This window comes from Micromonospora sp. NPDC049204, from assembly GCF_040647935.1.
In the GTDB taxonomy this organism is placed as follows: domain Bacteria; phylum Actinomycetota; class Actinomycetes; order Mycobacteriales; family Micromonosporaceae; genus Micromonospora.
The window spans coordinates 1-21,316 of the sequence record NZ_JBEZDC010000001.1 but is presented as its reverse complement, the minus strand read 5'-3'; the positions used below and the strand labels follow the sequence as shown (position 1 = coordinate 21,316).

The 21,316-nt window shown below is 66.6% G+C and carries 22 protein-coding genes; 8 read left to right on the top strand and 14 right to left on the bottom strand.

The annotated features are described in order from the left end of the window. Positions 1-23: 23 nt before the first annotated feature. From AB0A90_RS00110 to AB0A90_RS00100, 3 genes are all read right to left on the bottom strand, one after another. The gene (locus AB0A90_RS00110) at positions 24-2,027 is read right to left on the bottom strand and encodes a hypothetical protein (RefSeq protein WP_357239058.1); all 2,004 of its coding nucleotides are present in this window, start codon (positions 2,025-2,027) and stop codon (positions 24-26) included. A 311-nt stretch (positions 2,028-2,338) separates the two neighbouring features. Continuing rightward, the gene (locus tag AB0A90_RS00105; RefSeq protein WP_357239055.1) at positions 2,339-2,833 is read right to left on the bottom strand and encodes an NUDIX hydrolase; all 495 of its coding nucleotides are present in this window, start codon (positions 2,831-2,833) and stop codon (positions 2,339-2,341) included. 40 nt (positions 2,834-2,873) lie between these two features. Continuing rightward, the gene (locus tag AB0A90_RS00100) at positions 2,874-4,232 is read right to left on the bottom strand and encodes a hypothetical protein (protein WP_357239052.1); all 1,359 of its coding nucleotides are present in this window, start codon (positions 4,230-4,232) and stop codon (positions 2,874-2,876) included. A gap of 215 nt (positions 4,233-4,447) precedes the next feature. Here AB0A90_RS00100 and AB0A90_RS00095 point away from each other — a divergent pair, with 215 nt between their 5' ends. Then, entirely contained in the window at positions 4,448-4,606 is a 159-nt protein-coding gene (locus AB0A90_RS00095) for a hypothetical protein (protein WP_357239049.1), read from the top strand. Then, on the top strand, positions 4,593-5,831 hold the full coding sequence (locus AB0A90_RS00090; protein ID WP_357239046.1) for a helix-turn-helix domain-containing protein: 1,239 nt from the start codon (positions 4,593-4,595) through the stop codon (positions 5,829-5,831). Before AB0A90_RS00095 ends, AB0A90_RS00090 begins: the two co-directional genes overlap by 14 nt. Positions 5,832-6,020: 189 nt before the next feature. Here AB0A90_RS00090 and AB0A90_RS00085 read toward each other — a convergent pair whose 3' ends face one another. From AB0A90_RS00085 to AB0A90_RS00070, 4 genes are all read right to left on the bottom strand, one after another. Further along, the gene (locus AB0A90_RS00085; protein WP_357239043.1) at positions 6,021-6,812 is read right to left on the bottom strand and encodes an SDR family oxidoreductase; all 792 of its coding nucleotides are present in this window, start codon (positions 6,810-6,812) and stop codon (positions 6,021-6,023) included. A gap of 739 nt (positions 6,813-7,551) precedes the next feature. Further along, positions 7,552-9,027, bottom strand: a complete 1,476-nt coding sequence (locus AB0A90_RS00080; RefSeq protein WP_357239040.1) for an RICIN domain-containing protein — start codon at positions 9,025-9,027, stop codon at positions 7,552-7,554. Positions 9,028-9,141: 114 nt separating this feature from the next. After that, on the bottom strand, positions 9,142-12,276 hold the full coding sequence (locus AB0A90_RS00075; protein ID WP_357239037.1) for an RICIN domain-containing protein: 3,135 nt from the start codon (positions 12,274-12,276) through the stop codon (positions 9,142-9,144). A gap of 378 nt (positions 12,277-12,654) precedes the next feature. Next, positions 12,655-13,668 carry an aldo/keto reductase gene (locus AB0A90_RS00070; RefSeq protein WP_357239033.1) on the bottom strand — a complete coding sequence of 338 codons (1,014 nt, stop codon included), beginning with the start codon at positions 13,666-13,668 and terminating at the stop codon, positions 12,655-12,657. Positions 13,669-13,760: 92 nt separating this feature from the next. Between AB0A90_RS00070 and AB0A90_RS00065 the strand changes: the two genes are divergently transcribed. The 3 genes from AB0A90_RS00065 to AB0A90_RS00055 all read left to right on the top strand — a co-directional run bounded on the left by AB0A90_RS00065 (position 13,761) and on the right by AB0A90_RS00055 (position 15,370). Further along, the gene (locus AB0A90_RS00065) at positions 13,761-14,312 is read left to right on the top strand and encodes a helix-turn-helix domain-containing protein (protein WP_357239030.1); all 552 of its coding nucleotides are present in this window, start codon (positions 13,761-13,763) and stop codon (positions 14,310-14,312) included. A gap of 102 nt (positions 14,313-14,414) precedes the next feature. Further along, entirely contained in the window at positions 14,415-14,615 is a 201-nt protein-coding gene (locus AB0A90_RS00060; RefSeq protein ID WP_357239027.1) for a hypothetical protein, read from the top strand. A 41-nt stretch (positions 14,616-14,656) separates the two neighbouring features. Then, entirely contained in the window at positions 14,657-15,370 is a 714-nt protein-coding gene (locus AB0A90_RS00055; RefSeq protein ID WP_357239024.1) for a GDSL-type esterase/lipase family protein, read from the top strand. Here the strand turns inward: AB0A90_RS00055 and AB0A90_RS00050 are convergent. Next, positions 15,320-16,573, bottom strand: a complete 1,254-nt coding sequence (locus AB0A90_RS00050) for a DUF6357 family protein (protein ID WP_357239021.1) — start codon at positions 16,571-16,573, stop codon at positions 15,320-15,322. The two genes, AB0A90_RS00055 and AB0A90_RS00050, sit on opposite strands and share 51 nt — an antisense overlap. A gap of 3 nt (positions 16,574-16,576) precedes the next feature. Next, complete coding sequence (locus AB0A90_RS00045; RefSeq protein ID WP_357239018.1) at positions 16,577-17,230, bottom strand: hypothetical protein; 654 nt, start codon at positions 17,228-17,230, stop codon at positions 16,577-16,579. A 71-nt stretch (positions 17,231-17,301) separates the two neighbouring features. Between AB0A90_RS00045 and AB0A90_RS00040 the strand changes: the two genes are divergently transcribed. From AB0A90_RS00040 to AB0A90_RS00030, 3 genes are all read left to right on the top strand, one after another. Next, complete coding sequence (locus AB0A90_RS00040; protein WP_357239015.1) at positions 17,302-17,430, top strand: RICIN domain-containing protein; 129 nt, start codon at positions 17,302-17,304, stop codon at positions 17,428-17,430. A 95-nt stretch (positions 17,431-17,525) separates the two neighbouring features. Continuing rightward, positions 17,526-18,188, top strand: a complete 663-nt coding sequence (locus tag AB0A90_RS00035) for a tetratricopeptide repeat protein (RefSeq protein ID WP_357239012.1) — start codon at positions 17,526-17,528, stop codon at positions 18,186-18,188. 165 nt (positions 18,189-18,353) lie between these two features. After that, positions 18,354-18,695: a GlsB/YeaQ/YmgE family stress response membrane protein gene (locus AB0A90_RS00030; protein WP_357239009.1), complete on the top strand. Its 342-nt coding sequence runs from the start codon at positions 18,354-18,356 to the stop codon at positions 18,693-18,695. 56 nt (positions 18,696-18,751) lie between these two features. Here the strand turns inward: AB0A90_RS00030 and AB0A90_RS00025 are convergent, their stop codons facing one another. The 5 genes from AB0A90_RS00025 to AB0A90_RS00005 form a co-directional block, all read right to left on the bottom strand. Next, a complete protein-coding gene (locus tag AB0A90_RS00025) occupies positions 18,752-19,174 on the bottom strand; it encodes a hypothetical protein (RefSeq protein ID WP_357239006.1) in 423 nt (140 codons plus the stop codon). Between the two features lie 11 nt (positions 19,175-19,185). Further along, a complete protein-coding gene (locus AB0A90_RS00020) occupies positions 19,186-19,443 on the bottom strand; it encodes a hypothetical protein (RefSeq protein ID WP_357239003.1) in 258 nt (85 codons plus the stop codon). Next, positions 19,443-19,820 (bottom strand): DUF2089 domain-containing protein, encoded by a 378-nt coding sequence (locus AB0A90_RS00015; RefSeq protein ID WP_357239000.1) that lies wholly within the window; start codon positions 19,818-19,820, stop codon positions 19,443-19,445. Before AB0A90_RS00015 ends, AB0A90_RS00020 begins: the two co-directional genes overlap by 1 nt. Positions 19,821-19,977: 157 nt before the next feature. Continuing rightward, a complete protein-coding gene (locus tag AB0A90_RS00010; protein ID WP_357238997.1) occupies positions 19,978-20,385 on the bottom strand; it encodes a hypothetical protein in 408 nt (135 codons plus the stop codon). Between the two features lie 113 nt (positions 20,386-20,498). Then, the gene (locus AB0A90_RS00005; RefSeq protein ID WP_357238992.1) at positions 20,499-21,215 is read right to left on the bottom strand and encodes a DUF899 family protein; all 717 of its coding nucleotides are present in this window, start codon (positions 21,213-21,215) and stop codon (positions 20,499-20,501) included. Positions 21,216-21,316: the final 101 nt, after the last annotated feature.

The window sequence follows — 21,316 nt, the reverse complement described above, 5'->3', positions numbered from 1 at the left end:
GCCCTGACGAAGGAATTGGACCCCTAATCATCAACCGCTGCCTTCAAGTGTCCTAGGCCGTAAGCCCCGAGCCAACTCCAGCTCTTGTCCGCTTTGACAATCAGAGCAGCCTCATCCATCCGGCCATTAGCCACTAACAACTGGAGTAAGCGTCGCTCGGCGTAGAGGTCCCCTCTGCTGGTCAGCTTCCTTAAAACCTCTATCGCTTCATGCTCTTTCCTGCCAAGCTCCAGGAATGCAGCGAGTCTCTGCAGGGCTTGAGTTTCGCCAGTCTGCGCATATAACCGCAATTTTTCGAGCGCATCACCAATGCGATTTGTCGACACCAGAAGTCCCACCAATGCCTCGGCTGCGATCGTGTCGCCATTATCGGCTCGCATACTAAGCTCATCGATATGTCCCAGTGCTACCAGCACGAAAGAAAGCCTCCTAGCCGCCTGCCAATTATCGGAATCGGCTTCTACCAGCTTCCGGTAAAGCGATTCAGCGTGATGTGCCATCCCTTTCTCGTAGGCGGTATCGGCTAGTCGCAGCTGATCATGTGGACTCACAGTTCTGGCCGTTAGGGCCGCCCACGCGAGGTTTGGCACCGTATGGCTTGTACGCATTTTGCTCAGTCGTTGCAGGAGGAAGTCGGTTACCGAGTATCCGAGGACTGTCCGACGATCAGAGCTAGTGATGACAATTACGGGTGCGGTTCCTCGATCCTGGGGTCGATCCGTAGAAGTTAACTCGTCAAGGTTGGATTGAAACCAAGAGTCGTCCGGATAGTAGCCCGTCAAATAGGCTCGAGACGCGCCCAGCAGGAGAGCGGAATCCAGCGGGCCTTGAATCCCGAGGCGGCGGGCATCGACGGCGGCGTCGACAATTGCGCGCTGCTCCTTCGTTCCTCGCTCGTAGCGCCGAACGATCTCCAGTGCGCCTGAAAGAACTTCCGTGAGGTTATAATCAGCATTCTCCAATGCGAGCATAAGTCGGGGGTCGGCCGGCGCGAGGCGGGCAGCCTCCCAGCGCTCTTCCGGCGTAAAACTGTCTAGGGATATTTCCGTTAAGCGTCGGTCATCGAGGATGTCGAGGGCCGACGGATACCGTGGACGGTGAAGTCCATGGGTCACGTCGAATTCAGTACTACGAAGCTGATTAGCGTATTCCGGCCATAGTGTTGCCACGATGACTACGGGGCTCGGTGCTTCCAGCAGCTTCCGGATGGCAGCCGCCGTAATCGTGGTATGTCCTGGAGTTAGGTATGGTCCCTCCAAAAAGCGCTGAAACTCGTCGAGCCAAATGATGATGGGTGGTAACTTGAAGTCCGCGTTAGCAATCCGATTAACTAATTCTCCGTCGCCCAAGTCCGGTGCTAGAAGTGAGAAGTCAGGAAGTGTCTTGCGGCTAGCCTCATAAAGAAGGCGCGTCTTCCCCACGCTTGAGTTTCCCACTAACAGCAGGAACCCGCCGTCCTTCGCTGAGTTGATCAGGGCGCGGCAAACTATATCGAATTTCTCACGGGGCACGAACAGCGGCAGATCAGGGTCGATGCTAAATGGTTCGCTCATCGCCCTCTTGCGCAGCCAACCTAGCCTTCCTGCAGATTCCGTTTCAGGCTCGTTGTCCCTCGGCCTAGCCGATACAAGGCTGATCGCTGGATGTACCCGTAGAGAAAGCGCATCGGCAGCATCCATTCGAGGAAGGCTGCCGATTCTTCCGACGTGGTTCTTCAACCGGTTATAGGTGTGGCTATCGCGCTGCTCGTCCGAGGTTGCTTCCGCCGTGATCGCCATCTGGCGCTTGTTGGAAAGCTGGAGCCAGCCGAGGTAAGTCGACGTCAGGAAGGACAGAAGTCCGATTGCTACGCTCACGACGCTGCTAACACTGTCCTTAACGGCCAGGTCGGCGTCCGTGAAGCTGGCAATGGCATCGACTACGGTGGGTGTCCACCACCACCCAGATAGTCCGAGTATGGCTAGAAACGCGAGCCCTCGCCACGGCCAGCGATGGTCGCGGCGCAGTCTGGTGAGATCAAAGGGCATCACCATTACGATAGACGTACGCATCCACAACGGTGCGTTGCTGTGGCGGTGGGCTGCGAGAGTCTTCCAGGGATCGTCCCTTTGGCCATCCGCTGAACGACGAACACTGGCGCGTGGTCGGGCACCTCCATGGGCCGTCTAGGCCGTCAGTGGGCCGGCTGAGGGGCACCCAGGGCGGACCCTGCCGCACCCGAGACGCGACGAGCCAGTGACCGACACGGACAGCTGACCTGGTAGGGGACCGACGAGCAACCGCATGTCAGGCTACGGTCTCACTCTCCTATGTAAGCCTAGCGCTTTGATCGGCTTGCTCATGCAGCGGACGATGGATAGGCCGAGCTGCTAGGGAGGTAGACCGGGGCGCTCCGGTCACGGGCGCGAATCGCCGCTTGAACTCGTATGGCGACATTTTCGGGAAGATGCTGTACAGCCTCTTTGATTGGAAAGAAAGCGACGTCCTCCAGTTCCTGTCTGGGCAGCGCGAAGCCGTCAAGGCTGGCAATGGATCCGCAGTCAAACGTGAAGCTGACGATGGCACGCGGGCGGTGCCCAGCGGGTGGTGCCCAGTCCACCACGAGAAGATCCCCGACGACCACAGGCATCCCCAACTCCTCATGGATTTCGCGGGCGCAGGCCGCGTGCGGGTATTCGCCCTCGTCCACGTAACCGCCGGGGAAGGCCCAGTGGTCGCGGTACGTGGGCTTGACGAGCAGCACGTTGCCCGTCGGGTCGGTAATGAAGGCCGCGGCGGCGGCGTAGAAGGAAGCCAAGTTCGCGTACCACGTGGCGGGCTCCGTCCAGGTCACCTCGGTGACGCTAGCGGATGTGTCTAGGTGCGCTCTTGCTCTAGATGGCTCCCGCCGTGGCCGCGAGGGTATGCAAAACCTCGTTGACCTGGGGTGATGCTTGCTGCGGGCTGAACGTGGTAGCGAGTTCGCGGACGCGCTGTCGGACACGCGCCGAGTGGATGCCCGCAGCATGCTGCCCGAGTTTGTTGGCCCATTCACAGGCGGCGTCGGTGTCCCCAGTACGTGCATAAGTCATGGCGACTAGGGCGGTGTGCAGGGCACGCGTTCGAGTGTTTTGGCTTTCGAGGGTGAGCGCTTCGGGGGCGTGTCGAAGGGCCTGTGAGTACAGATGTAGGTCACCCAGGCACCTCATTGAAGCCCCGGCCAGGTGGGCAGCGCTGAAGTAGTCAACCCAGCGCGGGCCGGGGTCAGTGCCCGTCCGGTCGAGAGCACGCTCAGCCTTAGTTAGAGCGAGCTGGCAGGCACGTCTCTCGCCCGACTGTCCGTACGCGGTAGCGGCGGTGGCATACAGCCGAGCGAGGACTGCGGCGGGTGCCCGGCCGGCGCCGTCGATGGCTGCTTCGATGAGCCGGGCCGCCTCCCGACCATGGCCTAGGAACACCGCCTGGGTGGCAAGGTTGGCCAGCAGGTGAGCGCCATAGAGGCGATCGTCAGCGGCCTTGGCAAGCCGCAGACCGAGCGTCACATGATGTTGGGCCACGGCATGTTCGCCCGCGTCGTATGACATAAAGGCGAGTTGGCCGGAGAGCGTTGCCGCTGCGCGCATGAGATCGCGTCCAACGGCATCGGTGTAGGTGCCTTTCAGCATCGGCGCGACCTGACGCACCAGGAAGTCGGCCATGACAGCACGGGTACGCGGAGAGCCACTGCCATGACGTCGGTCAAGGTCGGTGAAATGGTCCGCCAGCGCGTACAGCGATTGAACATCGGTGGAGGTGACCTGTTGCCGGCCGTTCCGGCTGACCGCCTCGTCGGGCAGGTCATACCGCCAGCCAAGCGCCGCCTCAAGCGCTTTGCCGCTGTCGAACGCCCCAGTGTCCTGTTGGTTGAGGCGCTTGGCCAGCCTCGTCCAGACCTGCTCGGCGGTCTCGATCGCGCCATCAACGGTCGCAGGATAGACACACATACCAATGCTGTCGCCCGCGCCGAAGCCCAACTCGGCAATGGCGACCGGGCGACCAAGCTTGCGGGCCAGGGTCTCGGCCATCGCGGCCTGGACGTGCTCGCCAGGCCGGCGACCGCGTAACCACCAGTAGACGCTGGCGGCGTCGTAGCGCCAGGCGCCCTCGTTGCGGCCGGTGTGATTGAGCTGTCGGGCGAAGGCAGCGTGGGAGTTGGCGTAACCAGCAGTCAGCAGAAGTCCTTCGAATGCCGCGTTCGTCACCGGTCGCGCCATCGCTCCGCCTCCAGGCATCGGTCAGCTACCAACAGTGACGAGCCTATGGGTTGTCGAAGTCCTATGGGGACCCGCGCAACCCTGCGCAACCCACGTCCTGAGCAGCGCAACTGGGCGCATTGCTTGCCATCTGGTCCGTCGACCGGCAGCCCGCTTCGCTGATCGCAGGGGTCCTGAGTGACGGCAAACGTCACCCCCGGCCAGCGGAGGTGTCGATGCAGGGCGAGTCAGCGAACAAGGGCGAGCAGTTGGAGGCGGCCGAGCGGGAGGCTGCCAAACAGCGTCTCCTCGCCCAGGCCGAGGCGGAGCGCGTACCCGTGGACGACACGACCCGCGCGGTCCCGGACCGGCGGTGGCGGCGTGACCAACGATGACCTCCCGATCGGCCGCCGGGTTGCCCGCTGGCGCGTGCGGCGGTCGATGACGCAGCAGATGCTTGCCGACCGGCTGCGCAGGTCGAAGAGCTGGGTGGACAAGGTGGAGCGGGGCGTGCGCGCCCTGGACCGGTACTCGGTGATCCAGGAACTCGCCCACGTCCTGCGGGTCGATCCGGAGGTGCTGCTCGGGCAGCAGCCGAGCACTCCGGCGGGCACGCCGGACGGGGTGGACGACATCCGGGCCGCGCTCGCCCGCTACGACGTCCCGCAGGCCCCGGCGCAGACGCCGGAGGAGCTGCGAAGGCAGATCGGGTACGCCTGGTTGTCCTACCAGCACGCGCACTACGGGCAGTTGGTGCGGGTGTTGCCGGGTCTGCTGGACGCTGTCCAGGGCGCGCGGTCGGCGGAGGTGCTGGTGCCGGCGTACCGGATCACCTCGTCGCTGCTGGTGAAGCTCGGCGAGGCCGACCTGGCCTGGCTGGCGGCCGACCGGGCGATGGCCGCCGCCGGAGACAACCAGATCCTGGCGGCAACGGCAACCATCGCGGTAGCCCAGGCGCTCCGCGCGTCCAACCGCGACCACCTGGCCCTAACAGCGGCCCTAACGGCCGCGAACCGCATCCTCCCCTCCCTGCCCGGCCTAGGTGATCAAGAGGTTTGCGGGACTGTTGGAGATCAAACCGCCCGCAAACCTCTTGATCACGAGGGCGTGGGGCGGGGGTGGTCGGCGGCGGAGTGGGCTGTGGGCGGGACGCTGCTGGTCCAGGCCGCGCTGGCCGCCGCCGGCTGCGGCGACCACCACCGCGCCGGGGAGCTGACCGACCGGGCCGCGGGGGTCGCCGCACACCTTCGGGGGTACGACGATCAGCACCGCACCGGCTTCGCTCCGGTTGTCGTCGAGGTGGCTCGGGTGGTGCTGGCGGCGCAGCGGGGTGACGCCGAGGAGGCGCTCCGGCGGCACTCGGCCGTGGTGCGGCGGGAGGCGTGGCGGCGGTTGCCGGCCGAGTATCGGGGCGCGTACCTGGTGGACGTCGCGCGGGCGTACCTCCAGGTTGGTGACCTGCGCGGGGCTGCCCGCGCCCTGGTGGACGCGGACAGTGTCGCGCCGGCCGAGGTTCGGTGCCGGCCCCTGGCGCGTACCGTGATCGCCGATGTCGCCCGCGCACAGCCGGCACCGGCCGGCGTGGCGCGCTTGGCCACGCTCGTCGGCCTCACCCGCTGACTGGCCGGCTGCTCCGGGCCCAGGACGATGGCGCGTGACCACGCCGGGGCGTCAGGACGCGCGGTCCTGACCCCGATGCCCGGCATCGCGATCAGGACCGCAGCCCGGGGCCTGCTCGACCCGCGACGGAAGCAGCTGCGCCGCCCCAGCCACCGGTACCGGCTTCGGCGGGGTAACCCCGCAGCGGACTCACAGAATCGTCGTCAGCACACCGCCATCGACGCGTACCGCCGATCCGTTGATTGCGGACGCGGCGGGACTGGCGAGGAAGGTCACGGTGTTTGCGATCTCACTCGGTTCGATGAAGCGTCCCAGTAGGGAGGTCTGGTTGGCGCCAATGATCGCCACCTTCAGGTCATCCTCAAGGAGGGATTGGGCATCGGCCAGCGACCTGACCGTTTCGGCGACGCCAGTGGAATAGGTGGGGCCGCCCAGCACCGAGTTGACGGTCACCGCAGTGCCCTTCGTCAGCTTCGCCAGGCCGTTGCCCACTGCGAGCATCGCCGTCTTGGACGTGCCGTAATGAATCATGTCGGCGGGAATGTTGACGCCCGACTCGCTGCTCACGAACACGACCCGGCCCCACCCCCGATCGAGCATTCCCGGCATGAGGTGCCGCGCAAGCCGGACCCCGCTGAGTACGTTCACCTCGAAGTAGAGCCGCCACTCCTCGTCGGAGATGAGGTCGAAGGGTTTGAGCTCGAAGAGCCCGACGTTGTTGATGAGAATGTCGACGCTGGGCAGTTCGTCGCACAGCCTGTCGACGTCCTCGACAACCGAGAAGTCGGCTTGGATACCAGTGACGGATACGCCGGGCGCTTCCCGACGCAACACGTCGACAGCCTCGGCCAGCTTTGCCGGGTCGCGGCCGTTGAGGACCACGTTGACACCCTCGCCGGCCAGGGCCTTCGCGGTTGCGTAACCGATGCCTTGACTGGATCCGCTGATGAATGCGGTCTTGCCGCTGAGCTGCAGGTCCACGTGCTGTTCTCCTCGTGAGTGGTCGCCGATTGGTGCCAGAACGCTGCACCTGCCGGACGTCGGCCGGCGTTCCTCTCGACCTTGCCGCAGACCGATGAGCATCTGATGAGCACCGCGTCAGTGGCGGACGCTGGTGTGGTCGGGACCGTTGGCGCCTGCGGCCACCCCAACCGGACGATCCGCACGTCAGCTGCCGATACCGCCTCCGCACCCCACAGTGTGGGTCGGAGCCGTTGTGCACGACGACGGTTTGGCCGGATCGATCATCGCTGGCCCCCGACCGGGCGACGGCCGCTGGTCGACGCGGGCAGCGTCGCGCCGGCTGAGGTTCGGTGCCGGTCGTTGGGGCGTACCGCGGACGTCGAGGTCGCCCGCGCGCAGCCGGCGCCGGCCGGTGTGGCGCGACTGGCGACGGAACAGTTCCTCGATGCTCCAGCGGGAGCCGGCGACGGTGACGATTGTGTGCAGCGGCACCGGGCCGGGTGACCAGCACAGGTAGAAAGCCAGCTCGCCGGTGGTGCGGCTGCGGCCTCGTCCAGGACGACCCGCCACCCGGTCGGGTCCACGCTGTGGCACGCGGCCACCGCACGATCTTCGGTTGTCCTCACAAACCACCGATGATCAACGCGGTGACCGTCCTCCGGGCTCGCCTTCCCACGCCTGTGCGGTCACGGTTGTCAACAAACGGGGGTGGCAGACCGTGCCGCACGGTCTGCCACCCCGCCTTGCTGAGCCCCGGTCAGACCGCGGTTCTTGTCCAGCGCTGGTTGTTGGCGCTTCCGCAGGTCCACTGCTGGATGTCCGCGCCGTCTGCGGTTCCCGACTGGTACACGTCCAGGCACTTGCCGCTGTGCCGGGCCACGAGCCGGAAGTTGCTGCCCTGGGACTGCCATTGCCACTGCTGGTTCTGGCCGCTGCCGCACGTCCACTGGACGATGTTCGCGCCGTCTGCGGTGGAGGCGGAGGCGACGTCGAGGCACTTGCCGCTGTTCTGGTTCACGATGCGGAAGTAGCCGCTACCGGCGTCCTCGAAGCGCCATTTCTGGTTGCTGCCGCCCAGGTAGCTCCATTGCTTGATCTCGGCGCTGTCGGCCGTGGACTGCCCGATCACGTCCATCGCCTTGCCGCTGTTGACGTTGTTGATCCGGTAATGGGTCCCCGATGGCGGAGGTGTCGTCGGGTCGCCGCCGCCGATGGTGTCGCCGAAGGCATAGCGGATCCGGTCGGCGCCAGATGTGTTGCGGATGGTCAGGTTGAGATTGGTGCCGCTGCCACTGAGGGCGAACATCGAATACCAGTCGTGGCCGGAGCCGGAGTTCTTGCCGCCGAGGGCGGGCCAGTAGGTGCCGCCCATCTGGTTGTCACGCATGACCTGAGCCATGGCACGGATGTGGCGCACGAAGTTGTCGGTGCTGTTCGCGTCGGCGTAGTTGAGGCCGTTGTCCATGGGACCGCCGAACTCGGTCGCGACCGCCCGGGAGGCACAGTTGCCCAGACGCGTCTGCATGTGACTTCGCCAGGCGTCGTAGGTCATCGAGCCGTAGAAGAAGGCGTAGTGGTGGAAGGACAGCAGCGTGCCGTTGAAGCGGCTGTCGTTGCAGACGTCGCGCAGGTCCTGGCTTGCGCCAGTGCCGCCGATGAGCACCCGGCTGGGCACGGCCGAGTAGTGGGTGCTGAGCCAGGTGGCTGCGATGTCGCGCCACTGTGCCGAGCTGTAACCGCCCGGCTCGTTCATTGGCTCGAAGTACACGTTGGTGTTCGAGCCGTAGGCGCTGGTCACGCTGGACCACATCGTGTTCCACGCGGCGAGGTTCGCGATCCTCGCGCCGGAGTTGTGGTCCGTCCAGAAGGCGAGGATGACCTTGAATCCACGGGCGGTGGCGGCGTCAATGGCGCCCCGGTAGGCGTTCCACCAGGTGGTGTTGGCCACCGTCTGAGTGTTGATGGGCAGCCGGACGGTGTTGATCCCCATGGTGGAGGCCATGTCGTCGTAGAGGGCGTTGGCCTTGGCCTGCACCGTCGCGTAGCTGTCGGATTGGCTCAGGCCCTGCACGACGAGCGGGCTGGTGCTGAAGTTGTCACCCAGCTGAGCCCAGTTCATGCCTCTGAACTGGCTGGTGGCGGCAGCGGCTGGGCCGGCGGTAGCGGTGATGGCGATTGCCGCCGCGGCAGCCGTGGTCGCCATCACCGCACTGGTGGCCACGAGCCTGGCCATTCGCGACAGGGGGCGGCTGAACATGGCAGGTCGCATTGCGTCGTCCTTTCTGTTGGGGGACGGGGACGGGGACGGGACGATGCGGGTCCTACTGGTCGTCCGGCGCGAGCGGCATCACGGCCGGACGACCCCGACGGCATCCACGACGAGACTGCCGCTGCGCACCATGATCTGCACGGTGTGCGTGCCGGCGCCGAGGTTGCGCAGGGCGTACGTCTGAGAGAACTCGGGAGAGGCGAGGGTGCTCGCTGCGGAATTGACCACCGTGCCGTCCACCGTGACCTGCAGGACGGCCGAGCCGTTGTTCGGCCCGATGATGTCCAGTCCGGTGCCGGCGAACGTGTAGGTAAGCGTCGAGCCGCTGCCCTGGCTGGTCGACAGGCTCCGCTGAACGTTGTACATACCCTTACCGTTCTCGTGCGCCCAGGACCCGCCGTACACCAGCTTCCGGGCGGGCGGGTTGGCCAGGTCGGACATCTCCAGGTTGTCCAGCACCTCGGAGTAGTACGGCGGGCTTCCGTCGACCGTCTCCACCTTGAGGTTGTCAAACCGGGTGAAGTAGTAGCCGCTGCCCAGCGTGATCCGGCCGGACAGCTTGGGATTCGGGTCGGTGTAGGTGGCCAGTGTGACGCCGTCGAGGTAGGCGGTCACCGTGCTTCCGACGCCCTTCAGCGCGATGTTGTGCCACGCGTTGTGAGCGGTGTTGAACCCACTGATCCGCACGCCGCCGGCGCCGCTGACCACGTTGCCGCTGGCGACCGCGTTGTTGTTGACCAGCAACTGCCAGCCCCCGTCGAAGGTGAACCTCACCGAGTACGGCGCACCGTTGTCACCGTGCTGCTCGCGGATGCTCAGCCGGGCGTGGTTGGCGCCGTTCTGGGTGCTGCTGTTCTCGAAGGAGACGTCGACACTGGCCTTGTAGTTGAGCCACCGGCTGTCACCGATCCTGGTGACCGCGTCCCCCCCGTTCCACGCACCGCCCAGGCCCTGGCTCGGGCTGTCCAGCTGCTGGCGCAGCACGTAATTGGTCGATCCGTCCGGCTGGTATGCCTCGAAGGCGCCGTTGCGGTCGCTGGCGTAGCGCGGGATGACGCTCTTGGCGCCGCCCCGCGACGTGATGAAGTCCTCGGTGCCCGTGATGGTGCCGCCGCTGCCGATCACCGGGACCGTCTTGCCGGTGTAGTCGAAGCCGTCGGCGTAGAGGATGTTGTCGCCGGTGCTCTGCACGTCGCCGGAGATGTCGGTGTCCAGCACGGTGCGCTGGCCCTCCACCGGCAGGGGTTCCAGGTACTCGGGCTTGGTGTGGTTGGCCAGCGTCGTCACGGTGACGACCGAGTTCGGCCTGACCGTCACGGTGTACACCCCGCCGTCACCGGCCGGGACGCTGCCGAGGTGCTTCAGGTAGTTGGCGTTGAACGGCTGGCCGGGGTCGGCCGCGCGGGTTTCCCACAGCTGTAGGGCCGGAGTGCCGGAGTAGGCCATGTTCACCGGCTGGAGGCGGTACGACTGGGTGTACTCGCTGTCGTTCATGAAGACCGTGGAGAAGTTGCGCCGGTCGGGCGCGGCGAGCGTGAGATAGCTGGGCGTGCCGTTGCGTCCGACCACCGGGTTCGTCCCGGTCGCTCCGGTGTAGCTGGATTCGGGGACGGCGCGCCAGATGCCGGCCGTGTTGCTGGAGTTCTCCCAGCCGGTCTTGGCGAACCAGCTGAAGTGCCGCAGCACGTCGATGGCGGCGTCGTAGTGCAGCCAGCCCGACCAGGGATCACGGGCGCTGACGACCTCCTTGTAGGAGTACTGCCCACCCTCGTAGAAGGACCCGATGGCCGGTTGGTAGATGAAGTTGGTCCGGCGCGAGTTGACGAATCCCTTGATGATGGTGTTTCCCATCTCCAGGGCGCTGTTGGTGCCGCCGATGCCGGTTCCGACCACCGACGGGGACCGCATGTTGTTGTTGGGGCGCAAGGCGGAGTTGCCGAAGGTCGCCTGTGCTTCGCTGTTCCAGATCTCCTTGTCGTAGTCCATCGCCAGGCGCTTGAAGTTGCCGGCGCTGTCGTCGTCGGGGCTGTAGTGGTAGCCGGCCGCCGCCACCAGGTCGCGCAGGCCGGCGTCGCTGATCATGCTGCCGCCGAACGACCCGACACCGACCTCGTCGGAGATGACGACCTTGAGCTGGTTGTACCGGGATTGCTCAGTCGAGTTGGCGAAGTCGGCACTGTCGGTCCTGACCCGGTTGGCATAGGTCTTGGTCCAGTTCAGGTCCGCCCCGCGCTCGTTGAGACCCGGGTTGACGTAGTCGACCATGAACCCGTAGGTCCGGTACGCGCTCAGGATGGTCTTCTTGAACCAGGTGTAGACCTTGTCGTTGCTGTTCGCCCAGCCGGGGGAGTTCCAGCGCAGCAGGGACACCTTGACGTTGGGGTTGACCTTCTTCGCGTCGGCCGCGAGTTGGAAGCCCTGCGCACGCTTGACGTTGGGGGTCTCGGACTCCCAACGCATGGTCGAGGGGTCCGGTCCGGTGGAGTTGTTGCGGTCGTTGCCCATCTCGATCTTCACGTTGGTGAAGACCGGACTCTCCCCGCCGAAGAGGACCCGCAGCAGCTGCGCGTACGCGGTCGGGCTCTGGGCCTTGTAATCCATCAGCAACTCGCTGGTGCTGTTGGCGCTGAGCGCACCGAAGCCCTTGAACGTCAGGCCGTTGACGTTGCCGGCGCGGATGTTGTTGCCGTCCACCGTGATCGTGCCCGATCCCGGAGTCGACACGTCAGTGACGATCCACTGCTGGTTGGTGCTGCCGCTGTTCGCGTACTGGACGAGGTTGGCGCCGTCGGACGTGCTGCCCCCGCCATCCAGGTACAGCCCGTTGGCCCGGTTCCTGAACTTGGCGTAGCCGCCGGAGTCCTCCCGGGTCCACTGCTGGTTGGTGCTGCCGCTGTCACTCCACTGGCCGCAGATGGATCCGCCCGTGGTGCGGCCCATCCCGTCCAGGTACAGGCCGGTGGCCCGATTCCTGATCCGGACGTAGTCGCCGACGGCATCGATCGTCCACTGCTGGTTGTCGCTGGACGACGAGGAGTACTGGCCGACTGCGGCGCCGTTGGTGGTCCGGCCCATGCCGTCGATGAACTTGCCGGTGGTCCGGTTGCCCAGTTTGACGTAGGTGGCGGCTACTTCCATGGTCAGGCCCACTGGGGTGGATGCGGCCGGCATGGCTACCACGTACGCCAGGGCAAGCGCTGCGATCGACAGCATGCTCAGCGCGGTGGGTCTGACGCGGGCACGGCGCGGGCGGGCTACTCCCGGAGTCTGCCGAGGCGGAGCGGATCGAGGGCTGGTCATGAGATCTCCAGTCAACCGGTCAGGGTGGTGGTGGCAGGCGACGCCTCGGGCTCGCCGGCCTGCGGTGTCCAGAGGTGGCACGCCATCGTCTGATCGCATCGAATCATATTTATACGATCCGGATCAAGAGATGCCATGAAACGGACCGAGGCGTTCAAGAACGTTCAGACTCGATCATTCGGCCGTCATGCTGGAGGGCCGCGATTTATCCACCCAGCGGTCGGGGGCCACGCTGGGGACAAGGTCTCGCGCTTGTGGACGCGGACGACGAGGGAGCGGCTCGTCGCTGGATCAGGCGGCGTTGTGCTGGCCGTTGACCGGAGGGCTGATGGTGCACCGGCTCGCCGCATCCAGCCGGGCGGACACGCTTTCCGGCAGTTCGAATGCGAGGCCGGCCAGGTTGGCGTTCAGTTGATCGGCGGAGCGAGGGCCGAGGACCACCGAGCTGATCTCGGGGCGGCTGCCGAGCCAGGCGAGCGCCACGGTTGGCGTGGTCGTTGCCAGTTCGGCGGCGACGGTGGTGACCTCGTCGACGATGTCGAAATGCCGCTCGGCGAGGAGGCCGGTCACGAATGCGCGTGCCATCGGGCTGGGCATGGCCGCCCACTCGGCGAGTCGGGATCCGGCGGCCGGCGCGGTGCCGCGCTGGTATCGACCGGCGAGCAGACCGCTGCCGAGCGGGCTGTAGGCGAGGATGCCGAGCCCGTATTGCTGGCAGGTGGGCACGATCTCGGCCTCGATCGCGCGCGCGATCAGCGAATAGTTGGCTTGCAGGCTGATGAAGGGTGTGCCGCCCAGGCGTTGCGCTGCCCATTGGGCGCTGACGATTCCGGCGGCGGTGAAGTTGGAGCAGCCGACGTAGCGGACCTTGCCGGAGCGTACGAAGCCGTCGAGCGCTGCCATGGTTTCGTCGATCGGGGTGTCCGGGTCGGGCACGTGGCACTGGTACAGGTCGACGTAGTCGGTGCCCAGTCGGCGCAGGCTCGCCTCCAGGGCGCGAGTCAGGTGGGCGCGGGACAGGCCCCGGTTGTTGGGTCCGGCGCCTTGCGGTGCCGCCCCCTTGGTGGCGAGGACGACCTCGGAGCGGCGGTGGGCGATGGCTCGGCCGACGACCTCTTCGCTGGTGCCACCCCGGTAGGTGTCCGCGGTGTCGATGAAGTTGTGGCCGGCGTCGAGGAACTCGCCGATGACGCGGCGGGCCTCGGTGGCCGGCGTCGGTGCCTGCGGATCGGTGCCGAAGTTCATCGTGCCCAGGCATGCCCGGGAGACGTGGAGGCCGGATCGGCCCAGTGTCGCGTACCGCATGCCACCCCTCGTACAATCGGAATTAGCATTCCGCTTCAACATACGGAATCTGGATTCCGATTGTCAACGGTATTCGATCGGAGGAGGCCGGCATGATCCGCTCGGATGCGGCGCGCAACCGCGCGAAGGTGCTCGAAGCGGCCGAGATCGTGCTCGACGAGCAGGGACCGACCGCCCGCATGGACGAGATCGCACGCCGAGCCGGAGTGGGTGTCGGCACCCTGTACCGGCACTTCGCGACCAAGGAAGCCCTCTACGCGGCGATCGTCTCGGCGCGTGTGGACCTGCTGCTCGACGAGGCCGCCCGGTTGCGCGCCGCCGCGGAGCCACAGACCGGGTTCTTCCGATTCTTCGCGCAGGTCGTCGCGGACGCGGCGGGCAAGAAGACCCTGACGGACGCGTTGCGCAGCGCGGGGATCGACGTCAAAGCAGAGCAGGCGGGCCAGCGTACGCGGATGCGTGAAGCGTTGGCAGAGCTTCTGCGCGACGCCCAACACGTCGGCGCCGTACGCCCCGACGTCGGCCTGCCCGAGATACTCGCCTTGCTAAGGGGCGCCAGCATGGCGGCCGAAACCGGTGACTACTCCGGCCCCGTCATCGACCGGACCCTCGCCGTTCTGTTCGACGGCCTGCGCCCGCATTAACGGCATAACGCAGCCATCGGCGGTGCTACGGTTCGGCCCGGGCTGAAGGTACTTGTCAGCGGATGCTTGCAGGGGCAGGCGCTGCGGTACAACGGCAGCAGCGTGATCTATGACGGCTCGTTCACCGGCCGTACCGTGCCCGGACGGGGAGTAGCCGCAGAGGAACTGCTCCGTCACGGCATGCCGGTGTTCCACCAGGGACAGCTTGCGCAGGCCGCGGCGATGCTCACTGACCTGGAGACGTCACCGCGCCGCACCGGCCAGCAGAATCCGCAGTCTGAGGTCAGGGAGATCGACACTTGAACGCATTGTGATGCGTTCAAGTGAATGGATATGCTGGAGGTATGTTATCCGCCTATTCGGAGGAGCCCGGCGCGACGGGATCGCGGTGCGACCTGCGGGTGTGCTTCTTCGGTGACTCGTTCACGACGGGGGTTGGCGATCCGTCCGGTGTGGGCTGGGTGGGGCACGTGGCTGCTGCCGCCCGCGCGCAAGGCCATGATCTGACCGTCTACAACATGGGGGTTCGCCGGGACACATCCCTGGACGTGGCCCAACGCTGGCTTCCTGAAGCCCGTGTCCGCCTCAAGGACGGGCAGGCTTTCGGGGTCGTGTTCGCGTTCGGGACCAACGACGTGGACATGCAGCTCGACCAGGTTCGTGTCCCGCCGGGCCGATCACTCGCGCTGCTCGCCGCGATGCTCGACGACGCCCACGCCGCACGGTGGCACACGCTTGTCGTGGGGCCGCCGCCGGTGCTGGACCCGCAGGCAAGCAAACGGGCAGCCGATCTCGCCGCCGCGATGGCGCGGGTTTGTACCACCCGAAGCGTGCCATTCGTCGATGTCACGGAGCTCTCCGCGGACCCGGTCTGGTGCCAGGAAATCGCTGCGGGTGATGCCTATCATCCGTTCGCGGCTGGTTATACCCGCCTCGCCGCCCTGGTAGAGCCGGGTTTCCTGCGGTGGCTGGCCGGCATGCAGGCCGACCTGAGGCACTCTCTGGGACTAGCGGGCGTCGCGCCGACGACGCGCGCGCTCGAATTCGGCGACATCTGACATCCAGGGACCGTGCTGTTCGAGTGCGGCACAGCCGCCACGCACGAAGGCGGTCACCAGACTTCGATACTCGCCGATCCCGTCGACCAGGCGGTACTCGACCTGGTACTGCGGATCCGACCCGGCTGCCCCGTGCCGCACCGTCGTGATCCGGGCGATGGAGTCCGCGTAGAAGTGCAGTTGAATCCCCTCGCCCAGTTCCTCGTCCTCGATGGTGAACACTTCGTTGTCCCCGGCGGAGCGATCGGCGACGAACTCCCAGAACTCGGCGGAGGCGGTGCGAGAACCGTCCCGTACCCACGTCTTCTCGCCGCCCTTGTCATCGGTGAACGACAGGGCCGCCTTTCCCGCACTCGCACCGACGTCGGCGGCCTCCTCGTCATCGTCCGCAGGGGTGCTCCGGGAGCGGTCCGCCGCCTCCGAGCACATCAGGAAGCTCACCGTACGGACCGCGTCATCGACGAGTTCGGGGTGTGCGCGGCGCACGGCCGCGTCAACCGTCGCCGCCATCCGATCCCAGTCGCGCTTGTCCGTGGCCCGGTTTCCCCGCCGCGGATCGAGGTCGATCCGCATCCCGGCGCACGCCTGCTCCGCGGTGGCGATCACACGCATGACCTGGGGCAGCAGCGCGGGGGCGACGGCGTCGGGGCTGCGCCGTGGCACCGTCGCGCCATGCAGGTACCGGCCCGTGTACCTCAGGATCTCCGCATCGAGTGGCCCGAGGACCACTCCGCGCTCGGCGCGACGGCGGTGCGCGTGATACTCCTGCGCACGTTTCTCATCCGACCCCTCCGTCGCCGTGCGCATCGCCGCGCAGACCTGACCGCGCCCAAGTAGCGCGATGTCGGCACCATGGGCAACGAGTCGGCTCCGGTCCCACCGGATGCGCCGAAAGAGCGCGTCGACGTCCGCGGGTGGGGAGAGCAGGACCGGATCCAGGAGCGCGACGGCAGCGTCCTCGTCGAGCTGGCCCCGAGTGCCGGCGGCGTCGCACAGTGGGAGGACCGCACTCCACAGCAGCAGGTGTCTGGCCAGGTCGTCCCGGATCACCGCGAGGTGGGCTTCCCCGATCGGGAACGCGAACGTACGAGGGTCGTGGTTGGCGTCGGCCCCGGCGGCGAGCATCAGTCTCAGTTCGCCGTCCTCGCGGATCACCGTCGGGATCCAGCCGCTGCCGCTACGCGTGAAGACGATGTCCCGCACGGCTCACGACCACCGTGCACATTCGACGTCGAGGCGTGGGTCCGTCCGCACCCAGACTTCGCCCCCGGCGGCGTCGGCCGGGGCGTCGACCTGTTCGAGGCCGAGGAAACCGATCAACTGGAGCAGTTCGGCTCGTTCGGCTCGGTCCTCGTCGACATCATGCGAGTCGAAGAAGACGTAGTACCTGTCGCTCGGGTCGACGATGCCGGAATCTGCCCAGATCCGGGCGACTTCTTCGACTGCCGCCGCTTCCGTCGTGAACGTGGCGGCGCGGGCGGCACCGCGGGTCTCCGGTGACGCGTCGAGATCGGAGAGGTCGGGAAACCACTGGCCGAAGTGGTCGAGGCCGGCGTATCCGTTCTCGAAGAACAGCATCGCGCTCGGAAGGTAGCGGTTGCCCCTGTCGACCAGGAGATGTTCGGACCGAGGTTGGTCCGCATCCTTGATCCGGGAGATCGCACCGCGACCGGGCCTGAGCACCACACTCTGCTTCGCCGCTTCGTCCCTGATGGTGTAGGTGTCAGACTCTCGACCTCGGAAGAACGCAGAGAACGCCACGTACGCCTCCTGCGGGTCGCCCACCGAGACGTGTTGATCGTTGCCAGCACCGGCAGTGAAGACGAACAGCTTCGGTCCGGGACTGTAGGGGCGGGCCATGTGTGTCCTTCGTTCACGTGTGACAGCTCCGCCAGCGTAGTGGATCGAGCTGACACGCCCACGGCCTGATCATGAGCGTGCAGCCGTACGGCAGCTTGTGTATCGACGTGTCGTACGCCAGCACCGCCGATGGCACGGCCAACAAGCAGTGGACCTGCAACAGCACCGCCGCCCAGCAGTGGAACCTGCGCGGTTGGTAGAACCGATCGGCGGGCACTGGGAACCACGCGGTCCGGTGCTGCACCACTAAACTGCTGCCCCAGTACTCGGTGGTGATGCCAGGACGGGGGCGGCGATGAACGCCGAAGATCGCATCGAACGAACCAGGACGCTCTACGACCAAGCCGTGTTGGGTGGCGATGCGAGCGCGCTGGCCGACGCCGATCGGGACCTGGACGGGGTGGAGGCCGACACTGCGCTGGCCCGTGGGCGGATCCTGCACGCGCGGTTTCTCATCGCACGCGCCAGTAGCGGCTCGCCTGCCGTCGAGGACCCGGCTGAGCTGCCGTTGTTCGAGCGTGCGATCGAGCTGTACGAGGCGTTGGGCGACGTCCGCGGCCAGGCCGAGACGTCGTTCTGGATCGGCTGCCTGCATCAGGTCATCCGAGGTGACAACGAGACCGCGGTTCCACACCTGGAAAGATCCCGCGAGATGGCGGCGCAGGTCGGCGACAAGACGACCCAGGCCGAGGCACTGCGACACCTGGGCATCGCGGCGCACGCTGCGAGTCGACTGGACGAGGCACGCGAGCGGCTGGAGGAGTCGTCGCGGCTGCGCCGAGAGCAGGGAGCGCTGGGCAGCGTGGCCGCCAACATGGTCGGCCTGGCCTACGTCGCCGCCGCCCAGGACCGCCACGAGGACGCGCTCGCGACACTCGACCGCGCGGACGCCCTCGCCCAGGCGAACGGCGCCCACGCCATCGTGCGGCAGATCGAGCACGCACGGACGCAGATCTAGGCACGCGATGACGCCAGGTAACCCGACCTGCCGACCCAGGCCCGACCACGACCGCCACCCGAGGCCACCGCGAACCACCCGCGTCCGGCGACGGCCGGGAGCGGGGTTTCCGGGAACGTGAGATCCGGGCATGTACTTCGGCACTGCTGGAGGGGAGAGACAGCAATGCTGGTGACTGGTTATCTCGGCGCGGTGCTCATCGGTGCCCTCGTCGGCCTGCTCGGCCGACTCATCCTGCCGGGGAGGCAGCGGATCGGCCTCTTCGCCACGTTCGTCATCGGCGTCGGCTCGGCGGTGCTGGGCACAGTGGTCGCCAGGGCGCTCGACATCGACGACGGAGCCAGCATGCGGGTGTGGGTGCTGCGGTGGGACTGGGTCGTGCTCGCGATCCAGGTCGGCGTCGCGATCGTCGTGGTGGCGCTGGCGAACATGCTCACCTTCACCAGGCTTGCCGGCGGCGACGACAACCCCCGTCGGCGGGCTCGTCGCAGGCCGGCCAAGGGCTGACTGAGGACACCCGTCCAGGTGGCGGGCTGGAACACCGCGGGACGTCGTAGCCGCGCCTACTCGCAGAAGACCCGCACGGTGGCATCGGGTGAGTCCACCTCCACGGTCACCTCGTCGAGGTGCTCCACGAGCGCCTCCAACTGCTCGGGCTTGAGCTGCGTCAGGTCGATCGGCACACCCGAGTCGCTGAGTGAGGCGTTGGCCTTGACCAGGGCCTGCGGCGGGACCAAAGCCGCCAGCCGTACGCCGGCGCGCAGCAGTTGCAGTGGCACCCGCACGTTGACCCGCGACGGCTCGCCGTTGTCGGTGGCGTCCACCAGCACCCGCAGGTACTTCACCTTGCCCTTCGGTCGGGTGTCGTGACCCGCTGTCGCCGGTGCCTGGTCGCGTTCGAGGGCGGCGATGAGCTGCTCCGCCTCCTCGGCGGTGATCTTGCCGGCGGCCAGCAGGTCGAGGATGTCCTTGCGTTGTTCGGTCACGCGAACGTCTCCTATCGGATAGCCACGAGCACGGCCGTGCGGCCCTGCTCGATGTCGAAGCGGGCGCCGGGTAGCGCGCAGATGACACGCCAGGCGGCGCCGAGTGCCCGCACCACACCGATGCGGAACACAAGGCAGGCCACGATCGCCGCCAGTACGACCAGGACCACGACCGGGAAGAGCACGAGCGCCACGGGAAGCACCGGAACCCAGACGCGGACGGGTCGGCGGTCCGGGCGGTTGACCTTGACGGTCACCAGCTGCGGCATCACGTCCGGCCGTCCAGCTCGGCCAACGCCTGCTGTGCGGTGATCTCACCGCGGCGCAGCCGGTCGATGATGTCGGCCCGCGAGGGCGCCGGGTCGGTCTCGACGAAGTCGAGCATCTGCGTGATCCGGTTGAGTCGTGACTTGATCGTCGGGTAGCTCACCCCGAAGATGCGTTCCATCTCCTTGATCGAACCGTGGCAGCGCACGAACGCCGTGACGAAGACCTGATCCTCGACGTTGAGCTGAGCCAGTTGCGGCGGCTCGAACTCGCCCTCGATCGCGACGCCGTTGCTCGCCAGGCGCACCCGCTCGACGACGAACGGCTGCCCTCGCGTCAGGCTGGTGAGGTCCTGCCAATCCATCGCCTGATCTGTCATACCTGAAGTTCTAGCTCAGAAATCCTCAACTTCCAAGAGGTTGATCTTAATTTTCTTAAGCAGGGCCGCGAGCTGCGCCACGACGGTCCGAAGCGCGAGGCTCGTGAGCACGGCCTGATACTCCAACGTCACGTGATCTGCCGGCTGGCTTACTCGGCTAGCTCATGAAGAAGATCATGGCCGCGAGGCTTGCCCCCATGGCCAGGTGCTCCCAACGGAGCAGGTCCGTGATCGGTCGATTGCGCAGCCGGACGAGTGCGGCCGCCATCCAGCAGAGGTAAGCCGCCGTGGCGGCGCGTAGCAACACGAGCGCCCCGTCATGGCCGGTGACGGTGCCGTGGTCCATCCGGGGCCCGGCGGCCAGGTGGTGGATGGCCATCGACCCGCCGTGTTGATGCATCAGCACGGCGAGCGCCATGAGCACGGCCCCGGCCGTACGGTGCCACTCCACCTCCGGGCCGCGCTCGGTCGGACCGCTGGTGACGAGTGCGACCGCGAAGGCGAGGAGCAGCAGCGCGCCCGCGTACTGCACAACCGGTGCGGCGTCGAGGGTCACCGCGACCATGACAGCCACCATCGCACCCGCGAGCATCCGGGCCCTGCGGCACGCGCCCGCCCGCGGCGCGACGCAGCAGCAGGCCGACACCGCGGCCGACCCGAGCATGATCATCTCGAGTGTCAGGACGTCACCGCCGAGGTAACGCCGGGGCGTGACCATTGGGCGGTGGGGCGGCCGTTGAGCCGCCACGGGTGACCACTGACCCGCGGCCAACCTTGGGGTGAGTTCTCCCAGTCCTCTTGCCGGCCGTACACGGTGAGGTCCAGGGCGTGGTAGCTGGTCATCAGCGCCTCCACGCCCCGCCCGGTGGTCCAGTAGGTCTCGTAGACCTGGTCGCCGTCGCGCAGGTAGCAGGCGATGAACCCGAAGTCACGACCGTCGGCCAGAGCCGGGTCGGAGTCTTTCGCCGAATACCAGGGGAACGGGTAGCCCATGAACTCCGCGAACGGGGCACTTTCGTCGTAGGGGCCCTGGCAGAACACGGCGTAGGTGACGTCCCGGGCATGCAGGTAGTCCAGCGTCTGCATGTGACAGGTCGAGAAGGTGCACCCCTCACACTGATGCTCGTGCGGCTTGCCGTCGTGCCACATGTGGAAGTAGGCGATGAGCATCCGGCGGCCCTCGAAAACCTCCACCAGCGGGGTGTCCCCGCCGGGGCCCTGGACCGTCACCGTCGGCATCAACGTCATCGGCAGCTGACGACGAGCGGCTGCGATCGCGTCTCCTTCGCGGGTATGGGCCTTCTCCCGGACCAGCAGTTCGTTGCGCTCGCGCAGCCAGGTCTCCCGGTCGACGACCGGGGGCGTGGCTGCGCTGGACGCGGGGGTTGCCGTCATGGCTGTCTCCATAAGATTGTTGATGTCCGGGATCGATGTCTCGGATGCCCGGAGCGGTGGGGTGTGGCTGATGGCTGCTTGCCCGTGGTGGTTCCGAAGGA